Source organism: Senimuribacter intestinalis (genome assembly GCF_943192965.1).
GTDB classification, from domain to species: domain Bacteria; phylum Bacillota; class Clostridia; order Peptostreptococcales; family Anaerovoracaceae; genus Senimuribacter; species Senimuribacter intestinalis.
The window spans coordinates 1-18060 of record NZ_CALPCF010000017.1 but is presented as its reverse complement, the minus strand read 5'-3'; the positions used below and the strand labels follow the sequence as shown (position 1 = coordinate 18060).

Here is an 18060-nt window from a genome sequence, read left to right as displayed (position 1 = left end):
AATGTGATTTCGTATTATCTGTTTTTATGATAGAATGAAAATAACATTTTGAGACGAGGTGTCCGGCATGTCAGACTTGAATATCGAAAAGATATTAAATATTTACAACTATTTCGACGGAATTATGGTTACGGATGAAAAAGGCGTTATCAAATATTACACTAATTTCAGAACAGACGTGTACAGCCTGCAGATGGAGCAGATTGTAGGAAAAACGATTTTGGAAATTCATCCGGACTTAGCCGAGGAGGACAGTACAATTATGCAGGTGCTGAAGACAGGGCAGCCCATCTATGACAGGGTGGAGCACCTGACTACAGGACATGGAGATTGCGTTACAAACATCTGCAGTACGCTGCCCATTATGCAGGGCGGCAAGATTGTAGGCGCTATTGATTTTTCCAGGAGTATTGACGATGGTCGTGACAAGAATATTCAGCGTCGATACATTAACCTGCCAAAAATGGAAAAGCAATCGGATGTTCTGTATCATCTTGATGATATAGTTACTGCCTCGCAGAAGGTAAATGAAATAAAGAAGCAGATTCCTATGATTGCCAATACAGATTCCGCTGTGATGATCTATGGAGAAACCGGTACTGGAAAAGAGATGATTGCACAGAGTATTCATACTTCCGGGGTGAGGTGTGCGCATCGCTTTATTTCGCAGAATTGTGCTGCAATCCCGTCGAATTTGCTGGAGGGTATTTTGTTTGGTACGGTAAAAGGCAGTTTTACCGGAGCGGAGGATAAAGCCGGTCTTTTTGAACTTGCGGACGGCGGCACATTGTTTCTTGACGAAGTTAACTCAATGGAAGTCAGTATGCAGGCCAAAATTTTAAAAGCGATTGAGGAGAAACGCGTAAGACGTATCGGAGACGATAAGATGATTCCGTTTGATGTTAAAATTATCAGTGCTGTAAATAAAAATCCTATGGATTGTATTAAAGCAGGGCTTTTACGACAGGACTTGTTTTATCGGCTCAGTACAGTACTGATAGAAATTCCCGCACTTCGAAACCGTCTTGCTGATATTCCGATTATGACCAATTACTTTATCAATCAGAATAACAGAAAGATGAATAAGGAGGTGATTGGAGTAAGTGATGATGTAATGGAACTGTTTTGTCAGTATCCTTGGCCGGGCAATGTGCGGGAACTGAAAAATGTGGTTGAGGGAGCTTTTAATGTACTTAGCTCCCGTGAAATCAAAATGGAAAACTTACCGCTTTATTTGACAACGCATTATGAAGATGAAAAGTCCATCATGATGAATTATGAGGACAGCCTGAGTTTAACAGAAAGGGTCGAGGAATATGAAAAACGTCTGATTGTCCGGGCTATTGACTCAACTAAGAATATTTCTTTAGCGGCCAATAAGCTGAAAATTTCAAAACAGGCTTTAAATTATAAACTATTGAAATATGGACTGAAGCAAAAGAAAAAATAGAGGAAAATTAAAGTTTCGAAAACCGTAAGATTGCAGCACTTTGATTGCAGCTTACGGTTTTTTATTTGTCAAATAAGAGAATTATCAGACAAATACGGTAAAGAATAAAAATATTTTTACTCAAAATGTAAAAATATATAAGAAAATTTTTGAATAAATCGTCATGAATATTGAAATTAGCGGAAGTATCATTTTGGCACGGTCATTGCAAAATATATGAGAAAAGAGTTTAAGAATGAAACGAAAAAGACGAGTAAAGATGAGAAAGAAGGAGAGAAGATGAAGAAATATTTAGTCAAGCGTCTGATTCAATTGCCGATTATTATTTTGGGCGTAATAATTGTTACATTTTTAATTGTACAATTCACTCCGGGAGATCCTGCTGTGAAACTTGCAGGAAGTTCTGCGCGCGTAGAAGATATAGAGGCGATCAGGGAGCAGCTCGGTTTAAATAAACCGTTATGGGAGCAGTTTGTTGATTACTTTACAAATGTGCTTCACGGTGATTTTGGACGATCCTTCTTGAGAAAGACCGAAATTAGTAAGGACCTTATGTCTGCGCTGGTAAACACAATATATTTAATTGTATTTGCCAGAATCTGGTCTGTTGCAGCGGCAATTCCCCTCGGTATTATCGCAGCTTTGAAACAGAATACATGGATCGATAAAGCCTGTATGGGACTGACATTAGCGGGTGTATCCATTCCACAATTCTGGCTTGGACTTATGCTGATGAAAATCTTCTGTCTGCAGATGGGACTGTTTCCGTTCTCCGGAATGGGTAATTCTTTTTTCAGTCTGGATGGCATGATGCACGCCTTTTTACCGGCGCTGATGCTGGGGCTGCCGCAGATGGCTTCTATATCCAGATTGACACGTTCGGAAATGCTGGAGGTTATGCGGCAGGATTATATCAGAACAGCTAAGGCGAAAGGACTGCGTTATAAATCTATTGTAATCAAGCACGCACTTAAAAATGCATCTCTTCCTTTGATTACAGTCATCGGGACGCAAACAGGCTATATGCTCAGCGGCTCTGTGGTAATTGAAAGTATTTTTGCATGGCCGGGACTTGGCAGATACTCTATTACTGCAATTATTGGAAATGATTATCCGGTCATTCAGGCAAGCATTCTGCTCTTTGCGATTATGTTTCTGGTCGTAAATCTGATTGTGGATTTGACCTACAGTGCTGTTGATCCGAGAATCAAATATTAAGGTGGTGAATAATTTGGAAATGTTAAATAACAGTCCGAAATGGATGATGCTGCGAAAGTGTTTTCACAATAAAAGTGTAACCATAGGCGCCGTTATTTTATTAATTATGATTTCAATTGCTGTTTTGGCACCGGTGCTTGCACCGAATGATCCATACTTAACGGATGGTTCAATGGCTCTGAAGGGACCGATGGAAGGGTATCCTTTTGGGACTGACGAACTGGGAAGATGTCTGTTGAGCCGGATGCTGTACGGAGCCAGAATAACGATTCCATATAGTTTGATGTCTCTGGCAGTAGCTGTTCTGGTAGGTGTTCCTCTTGGATTGATTTCCGGATTTTATAAGCATCTCGATAATCCATTGATGCGGTTTATGGACATCCTTATGGCATTTCCGGGAATGCTTCTTGCAATCGCTATCGTTGCCACATTAGGACAGGGTCTGGGTAATGTAACGATTGCTGTAGGTCTGGGATCTATGCCGGCCTATGCCAGACTGATACGCGGACTGGTTCTGTCTCTGAAAGAGATGCCTTATATTGAAGCCTCCATCTCTGCAGGCGGTTCAGATTTGAGAATTCTGGCAAAGCATATTCTCCCGAACTGCATTCCTACAATTGTGGTCTATTCGATGCTGGAAATGGCGTGGATTATAATGTCTATTTCTACTTTGAGCTTTCTGGGAATCGGGGCTACGCCTCCAATTCCAGAATGGGGCGCATTGATTAGTGCCGGCAAGGACTATATCAGCTCTTCACCGCATATATCGGGATTTCCGGTTATCTTCATCTTTATCACAGTAACCGGATTTAACTTGCTGGGTGATGGGCTGCGCGATGTCCTGGACCCTCGTATGTAGAAAAGAAAAGGAGTCAGAGATGAGTAAAAATGATAACTTAATTGAAGTGAATCACCTTTCTGTCACTTTCTATAACGGTAAAGATGAAAATCATGCTGTTCAGGATGTTACATTTAGAATAAAAAAAGGTGAGGTCCTTGGAATTGTAGGTGAATCGGGCAGCGGCAAAAGTGTGTCTGCTATGTCCATTATGCAGCTGATTCCATATCCTCCGGGAAAAATTACGGGAGGAGAAATCATTTTTAAAGGCGAAAACCTTTTGGATAAAACTGAAGAAGAAATGATGAAAATCAGAGGCAATCAGATTTCTGTAATTTTTCAGGAGCCGATGACTTCATTTAATCCACTGTATACGATCGGTTCGCAGATTGAAGAAGCGATTGTACTGCATCAAAAAAAGTCCAGGAAAGAAGCTGAACAAATGGCAATTGACCTGCTTCGTGAAGTGGGAATTTCTTTTCCGGAAAAGAGGGTAAAGGAATATCCGCATCAGATGTCAGGAGGTATGCTGCAGCGGGCGATGATTGCTATGGCACTGTCGTGTAATCCGCAGCTTCTCATTGCAGATGAACCGACTACTGCACTGGACGTAACAATACAGGCACAGATTTTAGATTTAATTCGCAAACTGCAGTCCGAAAGAGAAATGTCTATTATGATGATTACACATGATTTGGGCGTAATAGCGGAAGTTGCAAAATATGTAGTGGTAATGTATGCGGGCCGAGTTGTCGAAGAGGCGACCGTGGAAAGTCTGTTTGAAAAACCGCTGCATCCTTATACGAAAGGTTTGATGAAGTCCATTCCAAAAATAGGAAATCATGAGAAATTGTATATGATACCTTTTAAAAGCGGTGCCAATAAAATAAAAACAGGATGCAGGTTCTGTCCGCGATGCGAATATGCTATGGATATTTGCAGTGAAAAGGAACCTGAGCTTTTCGAAATCGATAATGGCAGGAAGATCAGATGCTGGCTGCATATTGCAGAAAAAAAGGCAGGTGAAGCATAATGGAAAAAGAAATACTGTTATCTATCAGGGATATAAAAAAGTGGTTTGCGATTGATGATAAGCTGATTGGCAAACCAACATCCTTTGTAAAAGCTGTTGACGGCGTTTCGTTTGATGTTTATAAAGGAGAAGTGCTGGGACTGGTGGGTGAAAGCGGATGCGGAAAGACCACTATCAGCCGGTCAATCTTAGGTCTGACGCAGCCGACCTCCGGCAGTATTGTTTTTGAAGGCAAAGAGCTGATGGGAATGAAAAAAAAGGAACTTCGTAAGATGCGCAGTGATTTGCAGATTGTATTTCAAGATCCCTACTCCTCTTTAAGCCCAAGAATGCGTATTGCTGAAACTATAGCAGAACCTATGGAAATACAGAAAAGGGGAACCCGAAAAGAAAGAAGACAGAGAGTAGAAGAACTGCTGGAGATTGTCGGGCTGGAAAAAGGATTTGCTGATCGCTATCCACATGAGTTTTCGGGCGGTCAGAGACAGCGTATCGGAATTGCCCGCGTTCTGGCAGCTGATCCGAAATTTATGATTTGCGATGAACCGGTTTCCGCACTGGATGTTTCGGTTCGTTCGCAGATTCTCAATCTTCTGTTGCAATTGAAAGAAGATTTTGGGCTGACAATGTTATTTATTTCCCATGATTTATCAGTGGTGGAATATATTTGCGACCGGATTATCGTGATGTATTTGGGGAAGGTTATGGAAATCGCGAAAAGAGATGATTTGTATAAGAATCCCGCACATCCGTATACACAGGCATTGCTTTCTGCAATACCGATTCCGGATCCTACGGTGAAGAAGGAGAGAATTCTTTTGGAGGGAGATACGCCGAGTCCTGTCGATCCGCCGGTAGGCTGCAGATTTTGCACCAGATGCGCCAATGCAAAGGAAATTTGCAAAACGCAGGAACCTGTACTGAAGGAAATTGAAGATGGTCATCTGGCTGCATGTCATTTCGTTTAGAACATATTGCAGGAGGTGGTGTGCTTGAACAAAGAAAGTGTTTTTTTAAAAGCCAAATATATCATTATTTGGGATGGAAAACAGCATCGTCAGTTGGAAGACGGTTATCTGGAGATAAGGGGAAATGAGATTGTAGATTTTCATAGAAAACTTGCAGAAGGTACCCCTTATGAGGATTTGGGAAATTCAGCGATTATCCCGGGCTTTATTAATCTTCACTGTCACCCTTCGGAGGTATATGGGGGCAGAAGTTACAAAGAGGATCAGGGGAACGCTAACTTTTATGATTCGACTTTGTATGATTATGCCGGTTTGGTATCCTTTGGTGAGGAGTGTGCGGAAATACAGGCAAAATTAAATATAGCCGAGATTTTGAAGAGCGGGTGTACCACATCTCTGATTTTCGGGGGACCGGAGTCCGAACTAGAGGCAGAAACAGCAGAACAGACAGGAATTCGAGCCTATATAGGATGGGGTGTCAGGGCAGGAGACGCAAAAGAGGAAATCAGTATATGGGATTCTCCTGACGGTCACAGCCTTACATTTTCTTTTGATGAGGCGAGCGGTATGCAGCGTCTGCGGGAGGCAGTGGATTTTGCTAAAAACCTTGAAGGTTCGGGCAGCGGCCGAATTAAAGGTTTGCTTGCACCGACACAGACTATGACCTGTACAGAGGAAATGCTCCGTCAGGTACGCAAAGAAGCGGACAAACATGGTATTGGCATAACGATTCACGGCAGTGAAGATTTTATAGAGTTTGAAACTTCCATTCGTCATAGAGGGAAAACCCCGGTAGAAGTAATGCACGAAACAGGACTGCTTGGTGAGGATTTGGTTATTGCACACTGCTGCTGTATTACAGGGCATTCCCAGATTTACATGAGAGGAAGGGATTTACAGCTGCTCGGTCAGGCGGGTGCAACAGTGGCGCATTGTCCAATCGTTCTTGCAAGGGAGGGAGACACTTTAGAAACTTTCGAGCGTTATCAGCAGGCAGGCGTTAATATGGGAATCGGAACAGATACTTTTCCGTCGGATTTTATTCAGGAAATGCGAATGGCAGCAATTATGGGTAAGATAACGGGACGAAGTACCTTCGCAGCAAGTGCAAAGGATATCTTTTATGCAGCTACTGTTAACGGGGCACACGCACTGGGGAGAAAGGATTTAGGAAAGCTGGCTCCGGGCTGTAAAGCGGATTTTTCAGTTATCAGTTTAGATTCCATTGAGATGAGCCCCGTTCGAGATGTGGTGAAAAATCTGATATACAGTGCTACAAGGCATTCAGTACAGCATGTGTATGTAGATGGACAGCGCATTGTAGAAAATGGGAAAGTGAAAGGAATTGACGAAAAAGCTTTGTGTGGTCAATTACAGGAATTTGCTGAAGCGGGATGGAAAAAAGCTGAAAAAAAGGATATTCGGCATCGCGGAATTGATGTATTGTCTCCGCTTTCATTTTCTAAGATTAACCTTGATTAAAAATGAGGAGGAACGTGAAAATACTATGAAATTTTTTAAAGCTAAGTACATTGTTGTATGGAAAAACGACAGTCATCGCATTTTGGAAAACGGTTATCTGGCTGTAGACGGAAAACGGATTTCCGGTTATATGTCAGAACTTCCGGAAGGTGCACAGTGTGAAGATTTGGGGAATGCGGCAATCATACCGGGTTTTGTAAATCTGCATACGCATCCGTCAGAAGTATTCAGCATCAAGAGTTACATAGAAGACTGCGGAAACCCTAATTTCTTTGAATCGACATTAATGGATTATCCGTTTCCGGCTCTGGGAAAACGAGGCGCGGAGATTCAGACAACTTTAAATCTTGTCGAACTCATCAAAAGCGGCTGCACGACGTCTTTGATTTATGGAGGGCCTTATTCCGGACTGGAAGCAGAAACAGCAGGCCAAATGGGACTTCGTGCCTATGTCGGAGCAGGAATTCGGGCAGGTGACCGAATGGAGGCAGACAGTGTGTGGCATTCACCTGATGGTCATTCAGTCACTTACGACTTTAATGAGAAAAGCGGCTTTGAGAGAATTCGGGAAGCAGAAGTCCTTGTGAAGGATTATGACGGAGCCTATGATAACAGAATTCATATTATGATGGGCCCGACGCAGTCCATGACCTGTACACCTGCAATGCTGAAGGAAACTCGTAATACTGCTGACAGGCTGGGTGTTGGCATCACCATTCATGTTGCTGAGGATCTTGCAGAAGTGGAAGGATGTATCAGACTTTATGGGAAAACACCGGTGGAGCTATTGTATGATACGGGCATGCTGGGTGAGGATGTAGTACTGGCACATTGTGTATTTATATCCGGACACAGTCAGGTGTTTATTCGGGATGACAGAGATCTGAATTTATTGGGCCGGACTAAGAGCAATGTAGCACACAGCCCTACTCCATTTATCAGAGTAGGAACGAATCTTGAGTCTTTTGCGAAATACTCGGATGCAGGTGTTAATGTTGGTATGGGAACAGATACATTCCCATCGGACATGGTGCAGGAGATGCGTCTTGCTGCGTTCATGGCGAAATCTCAGGAACGTACTACTTACAGAACCAGAGGCAGAGATATCTTTAATGCGGCGACAATCAACGGCGCAAAAGCGCTGGGAAGATCGGATTTAGGCAGACTTTGTGAGGGTGCTATGGCAGATTTTTCTATTGTAGATCTGAGTACAATCGAGATGACGCCGTCCAGAGATATTATTAAGAGTATTGTCTACAGCGGTACCAGACATTCCATATCCCGTGTTTATGTTGAGGGAAAGTGTGTGGTTCAGGATGGTATGGCCTGTGGAATTAATGAGAAAAGCCTCTGTGAGGAACTGCAGGCTTTGGGCGAGGAAGCGTGGAAAAAATTAAAGACGCATGACGGTAAATTGATGGACGAGTTTTATCCAATGAGTTTTGAGAAACTGTAATAAGAAAGGTGAAAAAATGAGTGAAATTAAATACTATAAAGCCAAGTATATTATCGTTTGGGATAAGGGATGTCATAAAACATTGGAAAACGGATATCTGGGTGTAGACGGTGATACCGTTGAGGGATTCTATACACAGATTCCTCAGGGAGCACCGTATGAAGATTTGGGAAATGCAGCAATTACACCGGGGTTTGTAAACCTCCATACGCACCCCTGCGAGGTATACAGCTTAAAGAGTTACAGAGAAGATGTAGGTAATCCGTATTTCTATGAAGGTACGCTCTATGACTATGCACTGGTTATGTCGCTGGGAGAAAGAGGAGCGTTTTTACAGGCGAAACTCAATTTGGCTGAGATTTTGAAAAGCGGCTGTACGACTTCGCTGATCTATGGAGGAGGATATTCCAGAACGGAGGCAGAACTGGCGGGAGAAATGGGTATGCGCGCATATGTTGGCGCACCGGTAAGGGCAGGAGACCGATATGAAGAAAGGAGCATATGGTATTCGCCTGACGGCCATTCTGCAGTTTGCGATTTTGATGAAAAAGAGGGATTTGACCGTATTGAAGAAGCAGAACAGCTGATCCGCGATATCGATGGAACTTATGACGGCAGAATACACGGAATTTGGGCACCGACGCAGACTATGTACTGTACGCCTGATATGCTGAAAGAAGTCAGGAAGAGAGCGGACAAAATGGATAAACGGATTACCATCCATGGAGCGGAAAGCCCGCTTGAATTTGAAACCAGTATCCGCATGTACGGCAAGACTCCTGTTAAGCTGATGGCTGATACCGGCATGCTGGGTGAAGATGTGATTGTGCCGCATTGTTTGTATATTACGGGACACAGTTCGATTAATATGGCAGGCGACAGTGATTTGAAGCTTCTTGGTGACAGTAAAACTACAGTAGCCCATTGTCCAATCGCTATTTCAAGAAGCGGAAATACGCTGCAGTCTTTTGCTAAGTATCAGAAATACGGTGTCAATATGACAATTGGTACAGATACGTTCCCGTCAGATTTTATTCAGGAAATGCGCATGGCAGCCGTGATGGGAAAAATTGTTGACAGAACAACTTTTGCGGTTAGTGCCGGGGATATTTTTAATGCAGCGACAGTCAACGGCGCCAAAGCACTGGGACGCAGTGATTTGGGCAGGCTGGAAAAAGGAACGAAGGCGGATTTTGTTGTATTCAAGTTGGATAACATTGAAATGAGCCCGGTTCGTGACGTTGTAAAAAATATTGTTTACAGTGCTACAAGACATTCTGTTAACAGGGTTTATGTAGGCGGAAAATGTGTTGTAAACGACGGCAGAATCGATGGTGTGGATGAAAGAGAACTTGCCCTGGAACTGCAGGAGGTATCAGAAGGCTCGTGGAGCAGAACTGCGCAGCACGACCGTTTTAAACGCAGCGTAGATGAGTTGTCTCCGCTGGTATCTCCAAAATATGAGGACTAGCTGATTTGTTGAAAAGGTGGTGTAATTCACTCACTTTTCAAAATATAACGAAATGAGGAAAGAAAGATGTTAAAGCAGAAATGGAAAAGAATTAGTGCAACTTTACTGATCTTTGTCATGGTATTTGCCCTGGCTTCATGCGGCGGCGATGACGGCGGCAGCTCAGAATCTGAAGAACTGGTTGTCGGTACTTACTCTGAGGGAAGCAACTGCATAATGGATCCGCAGATGACCTCTTCTTACGGGGACTGGCAGTATGTAAACCAGATGTATGATACGATAGTGACTACTGATTTTGACGGTGAGACAATTAAGGATGCACTGGCAGAAAGCTGGGAGGTTTCCGATGATGGTATGACTTATACTTTCCATCTGAAAGACGGAATCAAATTCCACAGCGGTAAAGCACTGACTTCAGAAGATGTAAGGTGGACCTGGGAGCGCTGGCGGACAGAGTCCGGTACGTGCTATTCTTATTATCTGGACTTCGTTGACACGATTGAAACACCGGATGAAAAGACTGTTGTAGTAAATATGAGCAAGCCGGATAATAATTTCCTGATAAACATGACTGTTCCTGTTGCTTCTATTATGAATAAGGATGCGATAGAGCAGGCTGAGGCTGACAACAAGGTTTACGGCGTAGAAGTTGTTGACGGTACCGGTCCGTTTAAACTGGAGGAATATGTAGCAAGTGATTACCTGAAGATGACAAGAAATGACGATTATACCTGGGGCTCTTCTATTTTTGAAAACCAGGGTCCTGCACATATTTCCGGCATAAAAGTAAGATTCGTTCCGGAACCGGGAACCAGACAGATGGAATTTGAAGCCGGCAATATAGATGTACTGGGCAACGGCTGCGTATTTGCCAATGAACTTGATGGACTGCTTGAAAAAGGCGATTACACTTTAGAAGAATATAATCCTCCTTATCCAGTATTACTCATGTTCCAGACGGAGAGAGTGCCTGACAAGGCAGTAAGACAGGCATGCAACATGGCTATTGATAGAGACGAAATCATCAATACAGTTATGGGTGGACATTGTGAGGCAATGTATACAGGCCTTCCTGAGGGATACAAATGGAATTGGAAAGAAGGAAAAGACTATTACAAGTATGATTTAGAGGCAGCAGGAAAGCTTCTTGAGGACAACGGTTATAAGCTGGAAAGCGATGGATATCGGTATAAGGATGGCGAAAAGCTTTCCATGGAGATTTCCTATTGCGCTTCTGATGAAGATGCAAAAACAGCGGAACTGTTCCAGGCACAGATGAAAAAAATCGGCATTGACGTTATCGTAAATACTTCTACTGCTGATTTCTGGGATAGAATCGGAGGCGATGGAGACAATGATTTTGATGTGCTGATTATGGGTACCTATATCAATTCCGCAGAGGATATGCTGCAGGAATACATGTACAGTAAAAATATGCCGGCACCGAATCGTTCCAAGTGGAGTGATCCTGAAGTTGACAAGCTTTTAGCTGAGGCAAGAAGCACAACGGACGAAACGAGAAGAATGGAATGCTATGAAGAAATACAGAAAGTTGCTGCAGAAGAAGCAATCTGGGTACCGCTTTACAGCAAAAACGGCTGGTCTGTTCTGAATAATCGTGTGAAAGGCTATAAAGCGCATCCGACCATTATGGAAGGCGAACCGAAGTTCTTAGACGTTTCAAAATAATGATAATGCCTGTGATACAGGCTGCGGATAAGAGGACACCATGAAAAGAGTAGATATGATTGTAAAAGCGCCGCACTTTTACACAATGAAAGGCGGCGGCGTCGGATATCAGGCTGAAAAAGCAATGATTGTAGATGGAGGAAAGATTATTGATTTCGTGGATTTGAACAACTGCGAAGAAATATATCAGGCAGAGGAAGTGCTGCATCTGCCCCATCATGTCATTTTACCGGGTTTTATTGACGGGCACATGCATACAGCCTGCAATGTGATGCGCGGCCTTGCACAGGATACCAATAATTGGATGATGTATGGCTTACAGCCATTTGACAATGCGGTAACCAATACAGAGCGAGATGCCGGAAGTGAAGTGGCAATCATAGAGGCAATTAAGGCTGGTACAACTACACTGGGCGATTATGATGCGGAAATGAATAATGTATGTCGTTTCATTGAAAAGATAGGTGCAAGAGGTAATATTGCGCAGACTATTCGTGCAGCGAAAAGGAGAGTATATCAGCCGGGAGAACTGTATGAAATGGATGATGCCCAGGGAGAAGCAGAACTCAAACGGAATCTGGAGCTGTTTGACAGATGGCATCGTAAAGGCGACGGCAGAATCAGGATTTTATTCGGCCCTCAGGGCGTCGATTTTGTCAGTCCGGAGCTTCTGATGAAAATACAAAAGATTGCAAAAGAACGCGGCACGAAAATACATATGCACGTACAGCAGGGCGACAGGGAAACCTATCAGATTGAAAAGCGTTATGGAAAAAGAACGACGGAGTTTTTACAGGATATGGAATATCTGGACAGTTCTTTAATTGCCGTACACCTGACTGAGTGTAATGATGAGGAAACTCGTATTATAGCACGAAGCGGCGCTTCTATGGTAGTTAATCCTGCTTCCATCGGCATTATAGACGGTTTGGTATGCCCAAGCACAGTCTTTCAGGAAGCCGGCGGCAATGTTGCATTAGGATCAGACCAGGCACCCGGAAATAATTGTCATAATATTATTCATGAAATGAAAAATATATGCATGTTCAATAAGCTGAAATACCATGATCCGGAAAAAATGCCGGCATGGAAAGCTCTGCGCATGGCTACAATTGAAGGAGCTAAAGCTATTGGTGTAGACGATATTGTTGGATCTTTAGAAACAGGAAAACGAGCAGATTTTATTGCGATTGATCTTAGCTTTCCGTCTATGCTTCCGGTGTACACGTATCCTATGCGCAATATTGTACCGAATCTTGTGTATAGTGCAAGAGGTCAGGAGGTGGCATTATCTGTGGTCGATGGAAAAATCATTATGAGAGATCAAAGGATTTTAACCATAGATGAAGAAGCCTCTTTGGAGAAAATACAACAGTGTCCAAAAGAAATAGGAATTAGGGCATCGGAAGAATTTTTTAAGATTCACGGAACCAATGCACAGTTTATGGAAACAGACAAGTTGTAATAGATAATACCTCAATGCGGAAATGTCTCCCTGTATAAATGGGGGACATTTCCATATTCCGGACAAGATACGATTAATGTGATTTACAGAAAACAGATAGTATAGATGAGGAGGGTATCCAAAATGACAAAAATTGCAATTAATGGATTTGGCAGAATCGGCAGATTGGCATTCAGGCAGATTCTTGAGGATGAAACGATGGAAGTTGCAGCAATTAACGATTTGACAGAGCCGGCAATGCTTGCGCATCTGCTGAAATATGACAGTGTACAGGGCGGATGCTGTGGACATATGATAACCAGCGATGAGAGGTCTATTACGGTAGACGGAAAACGTATCGTAATTCTTTCAGAGAAGAACCCGGAGAATCTGCCCTGGAAGGATATGCGTATCGATATTGTTTTGGAATGCACAGGTTTTTTTTGTTCCAAAGCTAAATCAGAAGCGCATTTGCGGGCAGGAGCAAAGAAGGTTCTTATTTCTGCACCTGCAGGAAATGATTTGAAAACTATTGTATACGGCATTAATCATCAGACTCTGACTGCCGGGGATGATATCATTTCTGCTGCCTCTTGTACGACTAACTGTCTTGCACCTATGGCAAAGGTGCTCAATGACTATCGTGAAATCCGAACCGGATTTATGACTACGATTCACGCTTATACAGGAGATCAGATGCTTCTGGACGGACCTCACAGAAAAGGAGATTTCCGCCGTGCAAGAGCAGGCGCAATTAATATCGTGCCAAACAGTACCGGCGCAGCAAAGGCTATTGGTTTGGTTATTCCTGAACTGGACGGAAAACTGATTGGTTCTGCGCAGCGCGTTCCGGTACCTTCAGGTTCCCTCACAATTCTGGATGCCACTTTGAAGGATGATACGGAAACTGTTTCTGCAGAAGGCATCAATGCGGCGATGAAAGCGGCAGCAAACGATTTTTTCGGCTATACTGAGGAAGAACTGGTATCCAGCGATATTATCGGTATGAAATACGGATCTCTCTTTGATGCAACGCAGACATTGGCTCGAAGATGCGGCACTAAGATTTATGAAGTTCGTATAGCTGCATGGTATGATAATGAATCCAGCTATGTATCCCAAATGGTGAGAACATTAAAGCACTTGAGAAGCTTCCTTTGATTGTAAGCTGATTGACTTAGGAGTGAATTTTCTATATAATGAAGAAAAGATAAAAGCTGCGCCCCGGAAAATCCGAAAGGAACTTCCAAAAGCGCAGTTTTTTATGCATTATTTTAAGGTGTTTTTATACCCAGTTTGCCATAACGCCTGCGAAGACAACGGAAACGATGGATACGGATACCATACCTGCGATGATCATCTTTGGCAGGATATTCTGTAAGATCACTTCTTTCTCTTCATCGTTATCAGCTACTGCTTTTGCGACTTCAGTCGGAACAATCAGGGTTCCCGGGAAGCCGAAGAGGGCAGTTACACCCAGGGCGCAGGACATGTACCAACTCTGATGGAAAATTTTTCCGATGAGGATGGAAACAACTGCGCAGCACGCAAGACCGACCACAACAACTACAGCCAGCGGTTTAATCATGGACAGAACCAGTGCCGGAGTAGTGTTGGCAAGGCTTGCAAATACGTTGACGAGAACTGCACCGATAACGAAAGTAAAGCCGTTGGCTTTTGTCAGAGAAGCCTCATCCAGGAAGCCGATTTCTTTAAAGATAACACCCAAAACCAGGCAGATAACCAGCATGTTGACTTTACCGCCTGTTAAGCCGGACAGCCACTGTGCCAGGCATGCAACGATGGCAAGCTTTGCAATCAGATAATTCGGTCCGTTGTAATCGTCCGGAGTTTTCGGGAAAATGCGGAAAGCAGGCTTTGCGGCGCCGTCTTCCAGCGGTTTGTTGAGCATCAGCTCGCCGGATGCAATCTGACCTTTCAGACGCAGCGCTTCTTTTTTGCAGAAGAAAGATGCAAGAGGGAAGCCTACAACACCCTGGACAACCAGAACGAGGGAACCGAAGACGATAACGTTTTCGCCTGCGTTTTTCAGTGCTTCACTCATGACAACAAAGGCTACAACGCCTCCGCCCAGAATCGGAGCGCCAATTAGAGCCATGGCTTTATCGATGATGATACCGCCGATCAAGTAAACGCCAAGGCAGATTGCGATAGTGGAGCAGAGTACGATAATTACGGTTTTCCACTCCTTGATCAAATCTTTCAGCTTGATGGTAGTACCCATATGTACAAGCAGCAGACCCACGGTCACGCTTGCAAAACCCTGTAGGGCGGAGTCTGCGAAAATCGTTGCGGGAAGGCCGTTCCAAAATCCGATGGCAAAGACCACGGAAGCGACGAACAGCATGGAGATAATTGCTTTTGTTTTGGTGGCGATCATATCGCCGAGAGCGTAGACAATCATGACAATTGTCAGTGCGTATAATCCGTTCATGATAATTCCTTTCTTAAGTTCAATGATACAAATTTTACTTGTGATTTGCAAGCCATTTCATGGCGCAGATGACGTGGACTGCTGCGCCGTATGGCAGCGCGTCTTCGTCCAGTGTGGCTTTTGGATTGTGCATGGAGTAGGCGTACCCGTCTTCCGGACTTCCTCCGCACACATTGGCAAAGAAGGTCGGTACGTGACTGCAGAGATTTGCAAAGTCTTCCGAGCCTTTAACCGGCGGGATGACTTCCACTTTATCCATGACCTGGGCTGCATAGCCAGCCATTTCTTCTGCCATTTCCGGGTCATTGATGTTTGGCGCTACACCTGCGATGTATTCTGTCACTGCTTCGGCGCGCCAGGCTTTTGCAATGCCGCCTGCGATTTCAGAAACCCGGGTTTTCAGCAAATCCCGGTACTGGGGATTGTAGGCTCTGAAATTTCCCATAATCACAGCTTCATCAGGGATTACATTAGATGCGTTTCCGCTATGCAGACTGCCGATGGAAAGAATGGCCTGTTCGTCTGATGGAAGCTCCAGTGCAAGGAGCTGCTGCAGAGCCGTCATGATTGCGGATGCGGCGCTGACTGCGGAAATGCCCTGAAAAGCGCTGCTGCCGTGAGCAGAGCGGCCTTTGACTGTAATTCTGAATTCGTCAGCTGACGGCATCATCTGATGGGCGCTGTAAGCAAGCGTGCCCGGGTGAAGGTCATAGTTTCCACAGGGACCGAAGTTCATGTGCAGTCCCATAGCCGCGTCAACCTTTGGATTTTCCAAAATCCCTGCGTCAATCATTTTCTGAGAACCCAGCAGGGTTTCTTCTCCTGCCTGAAACATCAGTTTGACCGTGCCAGCAAGCTGGCTTTCATGAGCTTTTAAAATCTTCGCGGCAGTCAGCAGCATAGCAGTATGGGCGTCATGACCGCAGGAATGGCAGGCCCCGTTTTGACTGGCAAAGGGAAGGTTTGTATCTTCCGTCTGCGGCAGGGCATCCATGTCTGCCCGCAGGAGTATGACCGGCGCGCCGCTTCCAATGGTGCAGGTGATTCCTTCGCCCAAAGGTTTTGGCGTGCAGCCTATGGCAGAAAGGGTATCTGTTACCAGTTTGCGCGTTTTCGGCAGGTCGAAGCCCAGTTCGGCGTTTTCGTGAATCTGCCTTCTGACTGCAATGGTTTCCTCCTTCATAGACATTGCTTCTTCTAAGATTGGATGCATGTTGTTTACCTCTTTTCCTTGAAAAAATTTTCTGAAATTATTTTACTGTGGCTATTGCAAAAAGGGAAATAATTAGATACAATACGGTTATAAGATACAGTTATAACCGTGCGGCAAAAGTCGAAAAGAGGAAAAGGTTATGGAGATAAGGCAGATTTATTATGTGCTGGAAGTGGCAAAGCAGCGCAGCTTTTCAAAGGCGGCGGAGGCGCTGTTTGTCAGCCAGCCGGCCATCAGTCAGCAGATTCATGCGCTGGAGGAAGAACTCTCGGTAAAGCTTTTTAAAAGAGATACACACAGCGTAGTGCTCAGTGCGGAAGGGGAGAAATTTTGCGCCTATGCAAAGGAGGTAATCGGCTCTGTAAATAAGCTTCTGGCAGCTTTCGGGCAGAGTACCGCGGATAATAAAACCACCATTCGCATCGGTGTATTTCCGTTTTATAAAGCGGCTGGACTGGTTCCGATTATCAATGACTTTTTTATTGAGAGACAAAATGTCATCGGCAGTATCAAGGTGGTGGAAAACTATGAGGCGTACGAAATGCTGGAAGCAGGGCGGCTGGATTTTGTGATTATCAAAGCCCGCATTGAAAACGCAAATCGCCCGGGCATTCGCTATGAGGTTCTACGTACTGAAAGGCTCAATGTTTTAATCAGCAGAGCAAATCCTCTGGCCAGGGAGGAGAATATGCAAGTTGAAAATCTTTCCAGGGTGCCGCTTTTGACAGGAGAAAGTGATTCTCATTTTTTCAATGAGATGAAGGAGATGTACCGGCGATATGGGGTTGACTTTAATGTTGCCTTTATGAATACAGCAGAAACGGACATCATGCTGGATATGGTGCAGGCGGGAACCGGTATTTTGCTTATCACCGATACGGTTGCAAAGAGCTACGAAAATGAGATGCTTGCAGCACTTCCTATCGAACCGCCCCAGGAGATACTGACCTTTCTGGCATGGAAAAAAAGCTGGAGACCTTCCGGGGCATACACAGCCTTTAAGAATTATGTCATAGAGCGGTTTAATAAGGAAAAGGCAGGCAGCATGTAGGCTGCGGAGCACAGCACCAGCGCGCCAACATTCCGCTGCTGACCTGGTGCTGGTGTTCCAACGCGCCAACATCACCGATTTTTTTCCAAATTTCTGCGTTCGCCCCTTAAAAAACGCCAAACTCAAGGTGTTTTTTAAAGATTCTTGCGCTGCGAAAGGCTTTAAAGCCGTTTCTGACCATCAGGCAGCGCTGTTTCACGCTGCTTTCAGCTTTAAGTGTTCTGGTCAAGCAAAGTTGTAATAGCAATGTGGCATTTACATAACTTTTGCTGGCGGCAGACCATCGTTGTAG

15 protein-coding genes are annotated in these 18060 nt (G+C 44.3%); 12 read left to right on the top strand and 3 right to left on the bottom strand.

Annotated features, from left to right (window positions below):
* The first annotated feature begins 67 nt into the window (after positions 1-67).
* The 11 genes from NFR88_RS12860 (at position 68) to gap (ending at position 14210) form a co-directional block, all read left to right on the top strand.
* Positions 68-1450 carry a sigma-54 interaction domain-containing protein gene (locus NFR88_RS12860; protein WP_160202864.1) on the top strand — a complete coding sequence of 461 codons (1383 nt, stop codon included), beginning with the start codon at positions 68-70 and terminating at the stop codon, positions 1448-1450.
* Positions 1451-1729: 279 nt separating this feature from the next.
* Entirely contained in the window at positions 1730-2668 is a 939-nt protein-coding gene (locus tag NFR88_RS12855) for an ABC transporter permease (protein WP_160202863.1), read from the top strand.
* A 19-nt stretch (positions 2669-2687) separates the two neighbouring features.
* Entirely contained in the window at positions 2688-3527 is an 840-nt protein-coding gene (locus NFR88_RS12850; protein ID WP_160202862.1) for an ABC transporter permease, read from the top strand.
* A gap of 19 nt (positions 3528-3546) precedes the next feature.
* Positions 3547-4539, top strand: coding sequence for an ABC transporter ATP-binding protein (locus NFR88_RS12845; protein ID WP_160202861.1), 993 nt, complete (start codon positions 3547-3549; stop codon positions 4537-4539).
* The gene (locus NFR88_RS12840) at positions 4539-5507 is read left to right on the top strand and encodes an ABC transporter ATP-binding protein (protein ID WP_160202860.1); all 969 of its coding nucleotides are present in this window, start codon (positions 4539-4541) and stop codon (positions 5505-5507) included. Before NFR88_RS12845 ends, NFR88_RS12840 begins: the two co-directional genes overlap by 1 nt.
* A 24-nt stretch (positions 5508-5531) precedes the next feature.
* Positions 5532-6989 (top strand): amidohydrolase family protein, encoded by a 1458-nt coding sequence (locus NFR88_RS12835; RefSeq protein ID WP_160202859.1) that lies wholly within the window; start codon positions 5532-5534, stop codon positions 6987-6989.
* Positions 6990-7014: 25 nt separating this feature from the next.
* Positions 7015-8445, top strand: coding sequence for an amidohydrolase family protein (locus NFR88_RS12830; protein ID WP_160202858.1), 1431 nt, complete (start codon positions 7015-7017; stop codon positions 8443-8445).
* 16 nt (positions 8446-8461) lie between these two features.
* Positions 8462-9916 (top strand): amidohydrolase family protein, encoded by a 1455-nt coding sequence (locus NFR88_RS12825; protein ID WP_160202857.1) that lies wholly within the window; start codon positions 8462-8464, stop codon positions 9914-9916.
* A gap of 66 nt (positions 9917-9982) precedes the next feature.
* Positions 9983-11605 (top strand): ABC transporter substrate-binding protein, encoded by a 1623-nt coding sequence (locus tag NFR88_RS12820; protein WP_251616496.1) that lies wholly within the window; start codon positions 9983-9985, stop codon positions 11603-11605.
* Between the two features lie 40 nt (positions 11606-11645).
* On the top strand, positions 11646-13070 hold the full coding sequence (locus NFR88_RS12815; RefSeq protein WP_160202855.1) for an amidohydrolase family protein: 1425 nt from the start codon (positions 11646-11648) through the stop codon (positions 13068-13070).
* Between the two features lie 123 nt (positions 13071-13193).
* Positions 13194-14210, top strand: coding sequence for a type I glyceraldehyde-3-phosphate dehydrogenase (gene gap, locus NFR88_RS12810; protein WP_160202854.1), 1017 nt, complete (start codon positions 13194-13196; stop codon positions 14208-14210).
* Between the two features lie 124 nt (positions 14211-14334).
* Here gap and NFR88_RS12805 read toward each other — a convergent pair whose 3' ends face one another.
* Together NFR88_RS12805 and NFR88_RS12800 are read right to left on the bottom strand one after the other, a co-directional pair.
* Positions 14335-15504, bottom strand: coding sequence for a hypothetical protein (locus NFR88_RS12805; protein WP_160202853.1), 1170 nt, complete (start codon positions 15502-15504; stop codon positions 14335-14337).
* 34 nt (positions 15505-15538) lie between these two features.
* A complete protein-coding gene (locus NFR88_RS12800) occupies positions 15539-16717 on the bottom strand; it encodes a M20 metallopeptidase family protein (RefSeq protein ID WP_161907582.1) in 1179 nt (392 codons plus the stop codon).
* Between the two features lie 139 nt (positions 16718-16856).
* Here NFR88_RS12800 and NFR88_RS12795 point away from each other — a divergent pair, with 139 nt between their 5' ends.
* Positions 16857-17768: a LysR family transcriptional regulator gene (locus tag NFR88_RS12795; protein ID WP_160202851.1), complete on the top strand. Its 912-nt coding sequence runs from the start codon at positions 16857-16859 to the stop codon at positions 17766-17768.
* A gap of 106 nt (positions 17769-17874) precedes the next feature.
* On the opposite strand, the gene NFR88_RS12790 is transcribed toward NFR88_RS12795, so the two are convergent.
* Positions 17875-18060: hypothetical protein (locus tag NFR88_RS12790; protein ID WP_251616493.1), on the bottom strand; the 186-nt coding region annotated here is incomplete at its 5' end.

Excerpts from the sequence above, each read along its gene's own strand:
- NFR88_RS12860 (WP_160202864.1), top strand. The coding sequence starts at position 68 with ATGTCAGACTTGAATATCGAAAAGATATTAAATATTTACAACTATTTC.
- NFR88_RS12855 (WP_160202863.1), top strand. The coding sequence starts at position 1,730 with ATGAAGAAATATTTAGTCAAGCGTCTGATTCAATTGCCGATTATTATT.
- NFR88_RS12850 (WP_160202862.1), top strand. The coding sequence starts at position 2,688 with ATGTTAAATAACAGTCCGAAATGGATGATGCTGCGAAAGTGTTTTCAC.
- NFR88_RS12845 (WP_160202861.1), top strand. The coding sequence starts at position 3,547 with ATGAGTAAAAATGATAACTTAATTGAAGTGAATCACCTTTCTGTCACT.
- NFR88_RS12840 (WP_160202860.1), top strand. The coding sequence starts at position 4,539 with ATGGAAAAAGAAATACTGTTATCTATCAGGGATATAAAAAAGTGGTTT.
- NFR88_RS12830 (WP_160202858.1), top strand. The coding sequence starts at position 7,015 with ATGAAATTTTTTAAAGCTAAGTACATTGTTGTATGGAAAAACGACAGT.
- NFR88_RS12825 (WP_160202857.1), top strand. The coding sequence starts at position 8,462 with ATGAGTGAAATTAAATACTATAAAGCCAAGTATATTATCGTTTGGGAT.
- NFR88_RS12820 (WP_251616496.1), top strand. The coding sequence starts at position 9,983 with ATGTTAAAGCAGAAATGGAAAAGAATTAGTGCAACTTTACTGATCTTT.
- NFR88_RS12815 (WP_160202855.1), top strand. The coding sequence starts at position 11,646 with ATGAAAAGAGTAGATATGATTGTAAAAGCGCCGCACTTTTACACAATG.
- gap (WP_160202854.1), top strand. The coding sequence starts at position 13,194 with ATGACAAAAATTGCAATTAATGGATTTGGCAGAATCGGCAGATTGGCA.
- NFR88_RS12805 (WP_160202853.1), bottom strand. The coding sequence starts at position 15,504 with ATGAACGGATTATACGCACTGACAATTGTCATGATTGTCTACGCTCTC.
- NFR88_RS12800 (WP_161907582.1), bottom strand. The coding sequence starts at position 16,717 with ATGCATCCAATCTTAGAAGAAGCAATGTCTATGAAGGAGGAAACCATT.
- NFR88_RS12795 (WP_160202851.1), top strand. The coding sequence starts at position 16,857 with ATGGAGATAAGGCAGATTTATTATGTGCTGGAAGTGGCAAAGCAGCGC.